The organism is Spiribacter roseus (assembly GCF_002813635.1).
Lineage (GTDB): Bacteria > Pseudomonadota > Gammaproteobacteria > Nitrococcales > Nitrococcaceae > Spiribacter > Spiribacter roseus.
On the sequence record NZ_CP016382.1, the window covers coordinates 700163 to 715439 of the forward strand.

The following is a 15277-nucleotide window of genomic DNA, read 5'->3' on the forward strand; positions in this document are numbered from 1 at the left end:
CAAGGGGGGTGCGGCGGAAATCTTGGACTACTTTGGAGGTAGTTCATGTATTCCTATAAAGACCGGATGAGGGCTGTCGAGCTCTATATTCAATATGGGAGGAGAGGGGCAGCAACCGTGCGGGATCTCGGTTATCCCTCTGTCAAGCATCTCCGGCGTTGGTACCGGCACTATATGAAAAACGGTGATCTACCCCCTGACAGATCTCTGCCGGGCAATAGCTACTCACCTGAAAAGCGTCGGGCGGCAGTCGATCATTACCTGCAGACTGGTCGATGTGTTGCGCACACCATCCGCGCGCTCGGTTATCCAGACGGCGGCACGCTGCGGATTTGGCTGAATGAAGACCTTGGTCCAACGCCCCAGAGCCAGGGTCGAGGCGCACCGAAATGCCATATCGACGACAAGCGGCAGGCTGTTTATGAGCTCTGCACCCGGCAGACCTCCGCGACAGCCGTAGCGCGAAGATACGGCGTCACCGACTCAGCCCTGTATAACTGGCGTGACCAATTGCTCGGTAAAGAAGCGAAGAGGTCATCGGTGAAGCGACAGGACGACAACGCCAACGATGGCGACCCCGAAGCGCTCCGCGCGGAGGTCAAGGCCCTGGAGAAACGGGTGCACGAGCTACAGCTTGAGCACGACATCCTGGTCAAGGCGAGTGAAATCGTAAAAAAAGAAGGCGGCGTCAACCCGCAGACCCTGAGCAATCGGGAGAAGACCCTGCTGGTTGACGCCTTGAAGGGTGCCTACCGTCTCTCTGAACTATTGAAGGCCGTCCAACTGCCGCGGAGCTCGTACTACTACCAGCGCGAGGCCCTGCAGCGTCCGGATAAGTACGCAGAGGCCCGCCAGGCGATCGCGACAATCTTCGAGAACAACTACCGTTGCTACGGCTATCGGCGGATCGGTGAAAGCCTTCGTCGCGATGGTGCAGCGCTCTCTGAGAAGGTGGTGCGCCGTCTTATGAGCGAAGAGGGCCTCGTCGTCGGCAGCACGCAACGGCGACGGTTCTCCAGCTATCGTGGGGAGCTCAATCCGGCTCCGGAGAACATCATCGCCCGTGATTTCCAGGCATCGGCTCCCAATGAGAAATGGTTGACCGATATCACCGAGTTCCCGGTGCTGGATGGCAAGGTCTATCTCTCTCCCATGACCGATTGCTTCGACGGCCTCGCGGTCAGTTGGTCGATCAGCGGCTCACCCAACGCTGAGCTGGTCAATGCCATGCTGGACGAGGCGATCAGCACGCTTGCTCCTGGCGAAAGGCCGGTCGTTCACTCCGACCGAGGCTGCCATTACCGGTGGCCCGGCTGGCTGAAACGCCTCGAAGCGGCTGGTCTGACACGATCAATGTCCCGCAAGGGGTGCACGCCGGATAATGCCGCCTGCGAGGCGTTCTTCGGCCGGCTGAAGGTCGAGTTCTTCTACGCACGCCAATGGACTGGCACTACGATGGAGCACTTCATCGCCGAACTCGATGCCTATATCCGCTGGTACAACGAATCACGAATCAAGATGTCGCTGGGCGGAAAAAGCCCCATCGAGTATCGTCAGGAGCTCGGCATTGCCGCGTGAAAACTGTCCAAGAAAAGCGCCGCACCCCCGGGAGGGTCAGCCTAGATGGCCTTTAACACCCGCCTCGGCGGCGGTTTGAGTCGTGCCTTTCCATCGCTTGAAAATGTAGATGTTGACCTGCGCTTTAGTGACCGCCATCGCCCGTCCCTCATGAGTCGTTTGCTACGGCAGTCAAGCTTAATGGCAACCGGCCAATTTAATTGTCGTGACCGCCCAACATCATTGTTGTCGGATAGTCGTTAGTTTTAAAATTTCCCTGCGCCTCCCAAGCCATTCATTATTGGCGGCTAAGGCCATTAAGACTGACCTCGCTGCGGGAAACAGCTTGAAAGGTGCCTCATCATCTAGAATCCGATCCCACTAGAATGGGATGTATATGGGTTGGGTTACGATACTCCCTGAGGCAATTTCGGAGCTCTAGCTTCGGTTGGTTCGGAACTCGTCAGTGTTCCGGCCACCAGAGACAGCACCTCCTAACGATCACGTAGCGGGATTGGCTTCCGAGGCGAGATGACCGGCCCGAATAGATCTCTTCCGATACTTCGGCGGATTCAAAGCTGATGCTAGCAGGAATCATCTCTACTGCTAATTCCTTTGTTCCAGCGCTATTAGCCGATTAACTTTTTCTACATCCTTTTGTTTCTCGGAAACGCTCAGATCACCGTAGGCCACCAAAGACGGGTGGAGCTTGTTCACATCGTCACGACACGGACCGAATCGCCACCCAGCAATAATTTTGTCCGCCATCCAGCTTCGATGCTCTGCCTCCGCCAACGCCTCAATCATCTCACATGAACTATCCCGCGCGAGCGCATCTCGTTTGATACGATCGTGGTCAATCGTACGGCGATTCGCAGCCTTATACTCTTCCTTAAGTTCCGGCCACGGTGCCGTTGCTGGTTTGCTCGGGTCGTACTGCCTGTTTTTTATGTGCATTAAGTATGACTCGTGAGCTTTTCGCGCCTCAGCATCGATCTCCTCGTCAAAGACAGAGGAGCTCGAGCATCCGATTTCTGTCACGTTAAAAAATCGCCCATACTCATAGATGGGCAGGTCGGGCCTTACAGTGGGGAAAGAGACGCTTGGCTTGATGCAAACGACGTGGTCCATCCGAGCACTATCATCTGAGGTTGCAGCGATGAGTGCCTGCTGATTCAATCGCCGTGCAAATTTGATGCTTGCGAATGGATCGTCGAGCGCGACTATCGCCAAGTCGTACAGCCTCCCAGATGTCCTATCAACTAAACCGAGCTCATCAGAAAGCAATGCCCCGCGAGATTTTTCGTGGAAGCTGACGGCACTTACTAAAGATAACTGAGGGTGAGAATGCGGGAACTCCTCTAAAAATTGGTTCAAATCTGGAGACATAAAATCTATCGTGGGCACGCCACAATGGGGGTACTGCAGTTGCTTTATAGCCATACTGATCAGAGACGCCGAGAATCGCCCTTCACCTACGATTAGAATCTTAGGCTGTCTATGATTATCGAAGAAATTCTCAAAATTTGCCAAGCTGGCATCCATTGCGATCTGTCGGGCTGCGGTAATATCGGGGTCAAAAAACCTTGCATCTGCTACACTCGTGCTCGTGCCGAAAGGTTTGGCATCTTTGAAAAAGTCCGAGAAATCAGGCCCAGCAAGCGCCCTGATTTGCGTCTCTCGCCCAGGTTCGTTTTTTCTCCTCTGCTCTTCAATTAGCTCCACACATTTAGAAGCTACGCCATAATTCTCTCGTTCGTCGGCTGCCATCACGGCAATTTTGGATGCAGTTTGGACGCGCCCGCTCTTTAACACTATTTTATCGAGCGGAGAACCGTATATAACTTTCACTCCCGCGGCTTTCAATTCTCCGAGGTACGGATTTTTCGTGTCATTCTCGACTACAACAACAGTGTGACCCTCCGTTAAAAGGCTACGTGCAATCGCTTTGCCCCTATCGGTCAACCCACACACAACTGCGTGCCCCTCAAGGGAGGCAACGGATAATTTACTTGCTGCATCAGTGACAGCGGCCGCTACAAGCCTGATTACGCTATATGCCACTGTTCCCGGTGCAAGGTACCTGGCTATCTGAATAAAGGCATTCGGTGCAGATAGCACTGTTGCCCCTTCCGCCGAGACAGGGTTAGCGACGCTGAATAGTTGAAACACCCCGTAAATTAGGTCTAGTGGCGGGGCTTCTACGCCAAGCGTGGCATAATGTAGCCGGAATCCAATATACCCAAGTATAGATGCGAGGAACGCTAGCGCACCAACTATCCACCACTCGAATCTTTTTACCCACGTCAGAAATGTCTCGATATTGCCCAAGAGTCACCTGTCAACTGGCGAGGTCGGATCCCTTTATGTTGATTCAGTATGCCGGATGTTGAGCAGTTGTGAAATAAAGAGGTCCGTTATCGTAGGTGTTGGAGGCAGCCTGCTCTCCCGAGCGGTTGCTTACGCGTATTGGTTGTACACCATCGCTGCGGACACATCTGAAAAGCTTCATGATGGAAAGCAGGAGGTGTCCGATGGGACAGAAGAGACGGCAGTTCAGTCGAGAGTCCAATGAGGAAGCGGTGGAGCTCGCCAGTCGGCCTGACGTGACGATCAAAGACGTTGCGCATGAGCTGAGTATTCGCCGCTCGGTTTTCAAGCGGTGGTGCCGGGCATCCAAAACCGGAGGACAGCAGGATTATCCCGGCAAGAGCAATCCATGAGACGAAGAGGTCTGAGCTTGCCCAGTAACAGTAGACACTCGATTACGCCACTATCCGGGCCTCGAATGCCTCAGGGCTAATGTATTCGAGGGCAGAATGACGACGGGTTCGGTTGTACTCCACTTCGATGTACTCGAAAAGGACCTGGCGCAGCGCATCGGGGTGCATCAGCGGCATATCATGGATGCTCTCGACCTTTAGGCTGTGGAAGAAGCTCTCCACCACCGCATTGTCGTAGCAGGTACCTCGGCCGCTCATGCTGGCGACCAGTCCGTAGCGACGGAGCAGGTTGCGATCATCCCAGCCACAGTAAACGCTCCCGCGATCCGTGTGCATGATCACACCGCTCGGCTCGCCACGCCGGGCAAGCGCCGCTCGCAGGGCGGTGCAGGCGAGTAAAGCATCGATGTGCGCACTGGTCGCCCAGCCGATCACCTTGCGTGTGCACAGGTTCAGGATCACCGCGAGGTAGAGCCAGCCCTGAAGGGTCCGCAGGTAGGTGATATCACCCGCCCACTTCTCGTCAGGCCGCTTGGCGCTGAAGTCTTGGGTAAGGACATTGGGCGCTACACCGAGCGAGTGACCCGAGTCGGTGGTATGCCGAAAGGGTTTGGCCGCGCAGGCCCGCAGCCCCTGCCGGCGCATACTCTCAGCCACGGTCTTACGGTTCATAGCCATGCCTTCAGCCTCCAGCTCCTCGCAAAGGCGAGGCGAGCCGTAGCGCCGCTTCTTTGCCTCAAACAGTTCGACCACTTTCGCGTCCCGCTTGGTCCGCTCAGCGACGCGTTACGAAACACTGTCCCGACGGTGCAGCCACGCGTAGTAGCCACTGCGGGAGGCGCCCAGCACCGCGCACTGGCGCGCGATGCTGTGGACCGATCGATGCTGGTGAATGGCGGCGTGCTTCAGTCCAGCTTCGTCGCGAACTACGCCGCGGTTTTTTCCAGGATCGTGACCTCTTCGGTCTTGTCGGCGAGCTGGCGCTTAAGCCGAGCATTTTCCTCGCGGAGCTGGCGCTCGCGGCCAGTGACGGACTTCTCGTGTGCTGCCTTAGCCCGCCACTGATAGATCTGCGTGGCATGCAAGCCGAGCTCACTGGCCGCGGCTGCAACACCGATGCGCTCGGCGAGCGACAGGGCTTCGGCACGATATTCCGCGCTGTAGCGAACCCTCTTTCGCTTGGGCATGTCGTTGGCTTCTGTTGCCATGGTTCACGGCCAGTCTGTTACCTTACTGGGGTGTCCACTGCCGGTGGGAAGGGTTATCTATGGTCTAGAGCTCAAGGGCAGGCATAGCCTCCCCTTGAGATTTAACAAGGCCACGTCAAAGAGTCGCTCATCCCTTACGGACGTTTTTGACGTTACCCTTCCCGTACTGGGCTTCCAGCAATTTCTTGGCTTCGGCTGACCCTTTCGCCTCAATGCTGACGTCTGCATCCGGGGCGCTGCCAGGTAGCTTTGCTTTCGCAACATAGCGGTCCATGACATCTTCCTTAATAGTGAACGAGTGTCTTTAGTACCTGTGATCGGTGCAGACTGTCAAGATGCTTCAATATTGAAGAGCAACTTTGAGGACGTGGTGACAGTGCATCATTCGTGACGAACTGCTCGTCAAATGCTGAACCGCCAACCGCAAAGCAGCGACGGTGTTAAATATCTTCAAAGGCAAGATCACCTCGGTAAGGTGAGTCTGGTAGTGTGATAGTGTCGCTCAGGTCGATCGTTAGGTCGAGGGCGCCGAGGGGAGCATGGAGAAAAAATTCCGCGTTCGACACAAAATTTGCATGAACAATACGGTAATGAATTGCAGGAGAACCGAAAGGCGCTTAAAGATCCTCGTTTGGATATTTACGCGAAAAAGTATCGGTGCTTATTTGAAGACAGGGGGCTCGTTAGATCGCTGCATGTGCAGTTCTTAGTCGAAGGTATGGGTGTTTCGCTCAGTAAGCTGTATGCCTGTCAACGCCGGAACCAGAGAGCCTTTTTTCGCCGGAGTGAGATGTCCCCTGATCATCATAGTGCAGTCTCGTTTTCTCCGGTTTCCTCGAGCGCAGCCTCCTTAGCGGTCTGGGATGAGCGGCTCTTAGCGAGCAGGCCGGCTTTCCGCTTCTCCTTGAGCCGGTAGCTCTCGCCTTTGATGTTCACCGTGGTGGCGTGATGCAGCAACCGATCCAGGATGGCAGTGGCCATCACCGGATCGCCGAAGACCTCACCCCGGTCGGCGAAGCCCTTGTTCGAGGTCAGGATCAGGCTCGCCCTCTCGTATCGCCGGGCAACCAGCCGGAAGAACAGGCTCGCCTCGTCACGGCTCATGGGCAGATAGCCCAGCTCATCGAGGATGAGGACCTTCGGGTAGGTCAGTTGCTTGAGCACCCGCTCGAGCTTTTGTTCAGCGCTCGCCTTGCGCAGCTTGGTGAGGAGCTCATCGAGGGTGAGGAACACCACCCGGTGACCGGCCTGTGCCGCCTTGATGCCGAGCGCGATGGCCAGATGCGTCTTACCAACGCCGGGCGGACCCAGGAACACGGCGTTGTTCCCGCGCTCGACGAAGGCTAGCGAGGCCAGTTCCCGGATGACCTTCCGGTCGATGCTGGGCTGGAAGCTGAAGTCGAAGGCCTCCAGGGTGTGCATCGCCGGGAAGCGTGCCTGACGCAGTCGCGTCTCCACGCCCCGGACGTTCCGGGACTGCCACTCGGCCTTGAGCGCTTCGGTGAGGAACGCCCGGTAGTCGAGATCCCGCTTGGCGGCCTGTTCGCAGATCGTATCGAGCTGCTCATCGAGCCCTTGGAGCTTCAACCGCTCCAGCAGTGTGCCGAGCTCCATCACAGCACCTCCGTGTAGTAACCGAGGTCACGGGTCTGGACCCGTACCTGGTCCCAGAGGCAAGCGTGATGCTCGGCGACCGTGACGAAGCGCTCGCCGTCAGTGGCAAGCCGGTGGTGGGCGACAGGATGGCCCTCAAGATGACGGATCTCGATCTCGCCATCCAACGTCTGGCGGATGCTGACCCGCTGCTGGGCCAATTGCCCCGGCACGCTATAGCGCACGCCATGCAGAGAGACGTAGGCGTCCAGGCTCACCGCGCGGGTGTAGTGGTAGGCCGTATCGTAGCGGCTACGCGGCAGCGGCCCGAGCGACTCGCGCTCCCGTGCGAAGCGGGCCGGGACCGACTCGCCCAGCTCCCTTAGCGTGCGCTGGTTAGCCACCGTCTGGCACCAGGCGGTGAGATAGGCGTTGAGGTGATCGAAGCTGTCGAACGCCGGATCACCGGCAAGGGCGTTCTCACTGATGTAACGCACCATCCGCTCGACCTTACCCTTGGTCTTTGCCCGTCGAGGCCGGCATGCGCGGCGCGTGAAGCCGTAGTGGACGCCGAGTTCGCGGAAGCGCGGGTTGAAGCGGGGTCGGCCATCACGCCAGTCGAGCACGGCCGAGGCCTGGTTATCGACCAGTACACTGCTCGGGACACCGCCGAAGGCCTCGAGCGCAGCGATGATCACCTCGTAGGTATGGTTGGCATCCAGCGAGGGCATCCCCATGGCATGCAGATGACGGGAATACCCCAACACGTTCACCCCGACATAGACCTTCTGGCGCATATCGCCGATCAGCAACCGCCGCTCGCACCAGTCATGCTGCATCTGCTGACCGGGCGGCGTCTCGTAGCGGACAACGCCGGCGTCCGGACGCAGTACGCGCTTGGGCTGAATGTAGTCATGCAACTGCGTGCTGACCCCGGTATACCCAGCCTTGCGGATATCTTGCAGGATCACCTCGGCGTTCCAGATCCCCTTACGGAGCATCCCGTCGATCTGATCGATGAACGGGTCCAACTTCCGCGGCCGTCGCTTTGGTCGCTTCGGCGGCTCACTGCCGCGCTTTAGCGCTCGACTCACGGTCTTCGGGGTAACCCCGAGCTCCGCGGCAATGTCCTTGATATATACGCCCTGTCTGTATCTCTCGGTTATCATCAAATAGTCCTCTCGGGTCATCATCCCCGGTCTCCAAGCGGCCAAACTTGCAAGACCGAGGATCGTTGGTCCGAGGGGACATCTCAAACCGGCGATCAGAGGACTCTACTGGGCGGCGCCAACATGCCTGGTTGAATCACTGTACTTCGGTAACTCCGCGCAACGATCGGCGCAGGACTAAGAATATCCGCCGTGCCTGGCGAGGGCGCAAACGGCGGGGCGAACTTGCTGTCATGGTTGGGAATTCTACCGACGAGATCCTTTGCTAGCGATTATCAAACAGCGGTGCCACCGCAAATGCTGAGGCCTCGCTCGGCGACAGCCTTATAGACAGCCTGCGGCACATACAACTCGTGGACCGTCCGTTGATGCGGCCATCGGCCAAAGGGTGGGTAAGGTCATCAGGGCGTCACACCAGTGCCGTCAGAATGTATGCCGTGGTCAAGGGAGTCATCACGCCCTACAAGCGGTAGCAGGGTGGGCTGATGGAACGCTCTTCCCGACCTCTCTAGATAGGATGCTTCTGACAGCAGAAGCTCGACTCCCTGGCATATGCCCACCATTGGATCGAGCGAGCGATACGGTTTTAAAACAACAATTAGTATCAGTGACTGGGCTATGTGGTACTCCGTGCAGAATCGGTGTTACCGTCTATCCGAAATGGGAGACCATGTCGGTGAATATGGTATGACCGTCGAGTTGGATGTCAAACCTGCGTACTTGGCAGAGAGCATGCGATTAGACATTCCCGGCTCGGGAACTCTCGTCCTTTCTATAATTAATAAAAATACGCCAAATAAAGAGAAACTACAGTGGGCCGTTACGGAGAACCGCGTGCCGGCGACAGAGAGGGAAACCCTCCGACATGTAGAATATATCGCAATTATATGGCAAAAATTTTATAATTCGACTGCAGCATCACTAACCCCCCTGCTAAAATGAGGACTCATATGGATTTTTTAGTACTGACACTTGGTATAGCCGCATCCGGTTTTATCTACGCTCGGTTTGTGTGGCCAAAAAAGTTCTTCGCCAAAACTGGAGCAGAATTAGAAAACGAAAATTGGCGAATAAGGAATGCGGCTTACTCGGATCTAGGAGTTTATCCAACTATTGACACCAATAGCTGGAGTAAGTCTGGGTACATTTGTCGAGACATTGGTGTTTACGTCCTTTACTTGCCGAAAAGCGCGCTACGGCAGGCCGAGAGTTCGTCCATACTAGCATCGGCCCATCCGGAAGCCGCGGCAGAGGCGTCTGAGTATGGCGTTACTTGGAGGCTTTTGTCTTATGATGAGAGCGTCTCTATTGTTGATAACCTAATAGTGCTTGCCGATAAGCTAAACTATGTAAAGGAGTGGGAAGGTTCGCGGTTTCTCGCGAAAATTGGTGGCAAGCTGCCGCGAAAGAGGTATACGTCACGTTTCTGGCCGTTATTGAAAGGGGTTACGGAGCTGGAGGTCAGACATGGCAGAGAGGTTGCGTTTTGCTACGGCATTAATTTCGATGAGGATGAAGACTCGGGAATAAGTTATGACGTCGAGAAGTATATCAAACATGTTGACGCATCAGACGAATCGGCAGTTGCTGTATGCACGGATATTAGTAACCTTTCGAACAACAAAGACTTTCTTAATTCAGTGGAAGTAGAGGGTATAACCACCGACGTCAGTAAGGTTGTCAATGCCGCTTGTGCATAAGAGTCCTCACTGTATCGTTTGTGGTAATCGATCTGATCCGGATGCGGTATTCCATGGAGCGGTTTCGCGGTCCGCTGTGGGGTGATAAATGTCCGCCGTGCTGTGGCGCGCCCGCCATATCTTGGAGTTTGGACGCCTGCTGTGTTGCAGTAAGGGCGGGGCTCAGCCTCAAATGAGGATCCTTCACCCATGCAGCAAATAAAAGCTGAAATATATGCCAGTTAATAGAATGACGAGCGTAAAGGCCCCTCGAAGTGCAAGTTTTTTTATGATCAGCGGCCTGCTCGCGATTGAGACCTCATTCGGCAGATATTCACTGAGCAGTACAAGTCCAATTGCCACCATGAAACTCATCCAAGTCAGGTCACCCAGTGTGAGGTAAGCGGTTTCCGGAATTAGTTCCATGAGGTAAAGTGTATAAGCGAACAGTGCTAATAAGGTGCCAATTTGTACATGTATACGGGTATCCACAAGCCGATCGCGTCCGGAAGGCAAATCCTCTGACTCTCTCAGTGTGTAGGATCCAAAAGTAACAAAGAATAGAATCAGTAGGGGCAGCAACCCTCGGGCGACTTTTGTAGCCGGTTCCCGCTTTACCGTCAGAGTAATACCCAGCTCGTCCCAATACTCTCCCGTTTCCGATACCCATTCAGTACCAACTTCAGTGAAAGACGCATTTTCCATCCTCCACCCGGGGACATGAATACCGCCTAGCGATATCTCAATTTTATCAATGGACGCTGCTTCGTGATACCATTTAGAAGGAACAAGGTCCATATATGCTGAAGAGTCCTCGCCAGCTACTATTATCGGTATTTCCAATTCGTCGAATGGAAAATAGCGAAAATTTCCTACGATGTTCGCACTGCCTTTGACTCGTGTCATGTAGGCGAAGCGGTTGTTTTGAACCATCCAATGGTGACCTTGTACTGTTTCAGGGTCATGGATAGACATCATTTCGATATCGGGGTTGTAGAACCTTTGCCAAACGTTATCTGCAAGATGTCCAACGCATTTCACGTTGGCATGAGGTCTTGAAAGCGGATATTCAATGGTTAAGTAGAAGTCGACGACAGCAATGTTATTGCTCGGCGAAATATTGGTTACCCGTATGGGTTGTATACCGATTCCCACCTCATATCGGTTGTCGCGGGTCAACTTGGGCGTAAATACTGTATCCGAGGCCGCGCACAGGTCAGTGTCACCCCGAGCATTTTGATCGGCCGCCTCACTACCAGAAGGTACAGATATACTCAGCGCGAGAAGTATCAAAACGCCGCTGAGCGCTATCTTTTTTAACGATAGATGCTCGCTCATCGGGTACCTCATAGGCTCGGATCAAAAAGGCGGAGAAGTTTTTTAGTAGCGATGATGGAACTCATGAGCGCTGGAACATTTGGTTTCGTCAGTTGGAGAGTTGACGTGTCCACGAGTTGTGCTGGGAAGACCAGATATTCACGGTAATCGGTTGATGGCGGAACTGCGCTGACAATACGCTCCGTAACAGTTGCGTCGCCTATCACTAATCCAGAATCCGTCTCTGTCTGAACGTGTTTTTGGAAATACATCGAATATCTAGTGATAGGCCTACTTGCGGCCAGAGTTGAGATCAGCTTGCAAGTGATTGTCAGGCTCCATGGTAAACGAGACATGCGACGGGCTACTGTCTGTGGCCCTCGGTGCCAGGCAAATGTGAGCGTACCAATACATGTCATGTTCGACAAAAACCACAATCGCGAGGAGACGCGTGCGCAATCGGAAGAGCTCAACCCATTCTAACTCCTAGATATGCGGGAGGGGGATTTAGTCCAGTAGTAGTACACTATCGACTATGGCACGTTTCTAGCTACAGACACATCAGAGTTGATGGTTGATCGAGCCTTAGCGCTTGTGGTCATCACGGGCCCTTATACCCGGAGCGCTCGCCGGTTGAAGATTACAGCGAGGCTATAGCGCCGTGAGGCCCTCGGTCAATGAGGCCTCGTGGCTATTTTGCGAACTTGTGGCGACAGCTCGCCGCCTAGAGATCCAGGAACATTGCCCAGTCCGCCATAAGACTACGCCTCTTTTCGAGGAGGTCCCCGCGCCGGTAGGCGCGCTCGACGGCGCTCTGGATCACGTGTGCTAGTGCCTGCTCCGCGACTTCATGCGGGTAGTTGGTGTTCTCACTGATCCAGTCCCGAAAAGTGGAGCGTAACCCGTGCGGAGTCGCCTCTACATCCATGCGTTTCATCACCTTGGAAAGCGCCATATCAGAGAGGATGCCGCCCCGTGGTGCGGGAAATACGTATATAGAACTTGGAAACCTTGGGAGTGAGCAGAGCAGGGCAAGAGCTTGATCACTTAGCGGGACAAGGTGCGGTTTGCCGGCTTTCATCCGCTCCGCCGGGATGGTCCATATCGCTGTGCCAAGATCGATCTCATCCCATGTCGCACCGCGGACTTCCCCAGACCGCGCGGCCGTTAGTAGCAGGAATGTGAGTGCCCGCGGTGCAATGCCGTTGCATTGGCGAAGGGCGCGCATGAAAGCCGGGGCATCCTGCCAAGGGATCGCCGCATGGTGTTGGACCGGCTTAATCTTGGTTGTCGCGGGGAGCACCGCATCGAGTTGCCTTTCCACCGCGCTGGGTTGGGCCCTTGCCGATAACCAGAGACAATCGCGAAGTCGAGAACCTTCTCGGTACGACCGCGAACCCGACTGGCCGTCTCCGGTTTGCTCTCCCAGATGGTGCGGAGGGCGCTGACGATGTGAGCGAGCTCGATCTGGTCGACCGTTAGGCCGCCTATGGCAGGACTGATATAAGTCTCAACACTGGTGCGCCACTGTTTGGCATGCTTAGAATTCTTGAACTCCCGGACTTTTTGCTGCCAGTACGCCTCGAGGCACTCATCAAAGGTGACGCGTTTACTGGCAGCCGCGTCGCGCTCCGCCTGCTGGGCTCGCCGCTCGGCAAGAGGGTCGTGCCCGTCACGAATTGCGGCCCTGATCTCGGCGGCTTGTTGTCGTGCCATGGCGAGCGAGACCTCGGGAAAGGGGCCCAGGCCGACGTCGCGCCGTCGACCATTTACCATGGCTCGCAGGAACCAGTATTTTGCACCCGTCGGGGTGACACGAATGTACAAGCCGGCGACACCGCCCACGGCGTGGAGGCCGGGTTTTTGAAGCTTTCGAATGGCCATCGCCGAGAGTTCGGTTGCAAGCTTTGGCATGGCCATCATCCCGCCCATCAAAAAATTTGTTATTGGACGCTACTGCATGCAACGAGCCGTGACAAGTCAAAGCGGGGAAAACAAACGAAACCAATAGGTTATGCAACGTTCTGCAACGAATTACAAATGCGCCGAAGCGGACACCCTCTCCGCCAGACACAAAACAGGGGCCGCGGGCCCCTTTTTTGTGTCTGATAGAACAGGGGGTCGAACCCACTCAATTCCCCCCTCCAAAGTAGTGCGCCGGCGGCTGCGGCCTTCCGAGTAAAAACCCCTGCTGAATCGGAATCCCCAGTGACAGGACCGTCTCGCTGAGCGTTTCCGTCTCGATCCCCTCGGCGACGACATGGATATCCAGCGCCTCACACAGCATCCCGATGGAGCGGACGATCGCCCGTGACTTGGGATCATCAACCACTGCGGTGATGAGGGTCTTGTCGATCTTGACGTACTCGATGTGGAGCTCACGCAGTCGATATAGGTTGCTCTCCAGTGCCCCGAAGTCGTCCAGCGCGAGTGTCGTGTGCCGGCTGCGCAGTTCCTCCCAGGCTGTCTTGAGACCGGTGAGGTCATCGCCGAAATGCTGCGGCAGCCCGCGCTCGGTGACCTCGATGATCACCTCGGGACCATTGAGGCAATCCGCACCGAAATCGTAGGCGAACTGATCCGGGTCCTGCAGGTTATTCAGATCCTCCAGCCCGATGTTGAAGGTGAGAAACCCAACGCCGGAGCGCGCGGCCTGCTGGGTCAGAGCGCGCCGCATGGCCACGACATAGGCGTAATACTCATCATCCTTCATCACCTCGCGGAATCGATCAAGAAAGATCGCGGGCGGACGCATCTCGCCCTCGCAGTTCCAGCGAATCAGTGATTCGTAACCAAGTGTCTCGCCGGTGCCGACGTTGACGATGGGCTGGATGTGATACTCGAACTCGTGCGTTTTAAGCCCCTGACGGATCCGCAGATCGGTCACGAACGCGCCGGTGCTCTGCGAATGGGCGATGAACTCGGCGTCGGCGCAAACGATGCGTCCCCAATCACGCTGCTTTGCGTGCTTGAGAGCCAGATCGGCCTCGGAGAGCCGCTGCGAAAGCGAATCCTCCGGGCCGACGATTACAGCCCCGCCGCACACCTTGATCTTCTCGAGCTCATCGATCTCGTCAAAGCGCACGGCATGCAGGGCCGTGGTGACGGCATGGCCGATCTGCTGGACCGATGCCCACTGCGTCGCGGGGATCATGATGGCGAAGTCGTCGCCGTCCAGGCGTGCCACGGCTGCGCGCGGCCCGAGCGTTGCCCGCAGCGTCCGGGCGACGATCTGCAGGATTCGGTCACCGATCGCCAGGCCATGGCCGGCGTTGATCGCTTTCATGTCGTAGAGATCGACCAGCAACAAGGCCTGGTGGAGGAATCGATCGCGGTCGCGGAATCGCTCATTGAACCCAAACCGTGACAGTTCACCGGTCACGGGATCGACGTGGAGTTGTCTGCGCAGGCGGTTCTCGAAACGGGTCTGGATGAATAGATAGCCGCCGAAGATGCCGAGCACACACCACATCACGAACGACTCGAGCAGGAACTGCCGGAAGCGCGTGTCGGTGCTGGCCTGCACGCGGGGGGCGTCGGTCCGCAAGGTGATGCTGCCCACCGTCCGCGTCCCAAAGGCAATCGAACTGGTGTACCCCAGCGCCGGAAAGCGCCCGCTGAAGCCGGTATCTCCGCTGGCGCTCTGAGGGCCTGTGGGATCAGCGAAAACGAGGGTCTGATCCTGCTTGCGTGCCCTGACCAGTACATCGCCCTGGTGATTGGCGACCACCACGACCCCGATGGTGGGCATCGTTTCCAGCAGGCGCAGCCGCTGCTCGATGCTGCTGCGATTGTTCAGCAGCACGCTCTGGCCGATCCGTTCGCTGAGAAGCTGGGTGGTCCGCTCGAGTGATGAGCGGACGTTGCGCTTCTCGGTGTCCACCGAATCGTGGTAGTTATCCTAGAAGGCGCCTGTAACGCCGAACCCAAGTAAAAGGATCAGCCCCAGCAGGAGCATCTGCACCCAGCGCAGATGGCGGATATGACGCCAGCAGGTTCGAAGGAAATCGAGCACTCGGGTGTCGCCTTGA

The 15277-nt window shown here is 56.1% G+C and carries 11 protein-coding genes and 1 pseudogene; 3 read left to right on the forward strand and 9 right to left on the reverse strand.

From position 1 onward, the window contains the following. The first annotated feature begins 45 nt into the window (after nucleotides 1-45). Nucleotides 46-1578: an IS3 family transposase gene (locus tag BBH56_RS03510; protein WP_148121948.1), complete on the forward strand. Its 1533-nt coding sequence runs from the start codon at nucleotides 46-48 to the stop codon at nucleotides 1576-1578. Nucleotides 1579-2163: 585 nt separating this feature from the next. Here the strand turns inward: BBH56_RS03510 and BBH56_RS03515 are convergent. Continuing rightward, on the reverse strand, nucleotides 2164-3888 hold the full coding sequence (locus tag BBH56_RS03515; RefSeq protein WP_148121949.1) for a RyR domain-containing protein: 1725 nt from the start codon (nucleotides 3886-3888) through the stop codon (nucleotides 2164-2166). A 203-nt stretch (nucleotides 3889-4091) separates the two neighbouring features. On the opposite strand from BBH56_RS03515, the gene BBH56_RS09695 reads away from it, so the two are divergent. Then, nucleotides 4092-4280 carry a transposase gene (locus BBH56_RS09695; protein WP_157809074.1) on the forward strand — a complete coding sequence of 63 codons (189 nt, stop codon included), beginning with the start codon at nucleotides 4092-4094 and terminating at the stop codon, nucleotides 4278-4280. Between the two features lie 42 nt (nucleotides 4281-4322). On the opposite strand, the pseudogene BBH56_RS03525 reads toward BBH56_RS09695, so the two are convergent. The 4 genes and pseudogenes from BBH56_RS03525 to istA form a co-directional block, all read right to left on the reverse strand. Continuing rightward, nucleotides 4323-5488 (reverse strand): annotated as a pseudogene (locus BBH56_RS03525) (IS3 family transposase). 127 nt (nucleotides 5489-5615) lie between these two features. Further along, complete coding sequence (locus BBH56_RS09580; RefSeq protein WP_157809075.1) at nucleotides 5616-5762, reverse strand: hypothetical protein; 147 nt, start codon at nucleotides 5760-5762, stop codon at nucleotides 5616-5618. A gap of 530 nt (nucleotides 5763-6292) precedes the next feature. After that, nucleotides 6293-7105 carry an IS21-like element helper ATPase IstB gene (istB, locus tag BBH56_RS03530; RefSeq protein WP_148121951.1) on the reverse strand — a complete coding sequence of 271 codons (813 nt, stop codon included), beginning with the start codon at nucleotides 7103-7105 and terminating at the stop codon, nucleotides 6293-6295. Beyond that, a complete protein-coding gene (gene istA / locus BBH56_RS03535; RefSeq protein WP_148121952.1) occupies nucleotides 7102-8274 on the reverse strand; it encodes an IS21 family transposase in 1173 nt (390 codons plus the stop codon). The genes istB and istA overlap by 4 nt, the downstream gene beginning before the upstream one ends. Nucleotides 8275-9200: 926 nt before the next feature. Between istA and BBH56_RS09585 the strand changes: the two genes are divergently transcribed. After that, nucleotides 9201-9950, forward strand: a complete 750-nt coding sequence (locus tag BBH56_RS09585) for a hypothetical protein (protein ID WP_157809077.1) — start codon at nucleotides 9201-9203, stop codon at nucleotides 9948-9950. Between the two features lie 183 nt (nucleotides 9951-10133). Here the strand turns inward: BBH56_RS09585 and BBH56_RS09590 are convergent, their stop codons facing one another. The 4 genes from BBH56_RS09590 to BBH56_RS03550 form a co-directional block, all read right to left on the reverse strand. Further along, nucleotides 10134-11267, reverse strand: coding sequence for a ligand-gated ion channel (locus BBH56_RS09590; RefSeq protein WP_157809078.1), 1134 nt, complete (start codon nucleotides 11265-11267; stop codon nucleotides 10134-10136). Between the two features lie 703 nt (nucleotides 11268-11970). Next, nucleotides 11971-12474, reverse strand: a complete 504-nt coding sequence (locus BBH56_RS09685) for a tyrosine-type recombinase/integrase (protein ID WP_318262595.1) — start codon at nucleotides 12472-12474, stop codon at nucleotides 11971-11973. Next, nucleotides 12414-13160 (reverse strand): tyrosine-type recombinase/integrase, encoded by a 747-nt coding sequence (locus BBH56_RS09690; protein ID WP_318262596.1) that lies wholly within the window; start codon nucleotides 13158-13160, stop codon nucleotides 12414-12416. The genes BBH56_RS09685 and BBH56_RS09690 overlap by 61 nt, the downstream gene beginning before the upstream one ends. Nucleotides 13161-13377: 217 nt before the next feature. After that, entirely contained in the window at nucleotides 13378-15129 is a 1752-nt protein-coding gene (locus tag BBH56_RS03550) for a bifunctional diguanylate cyclase/phosphodiesterase (protein WP_148121954.1), read from the reverse strand. Nucleotides 15130-15277: the final 148 nt, after the last annotated feature.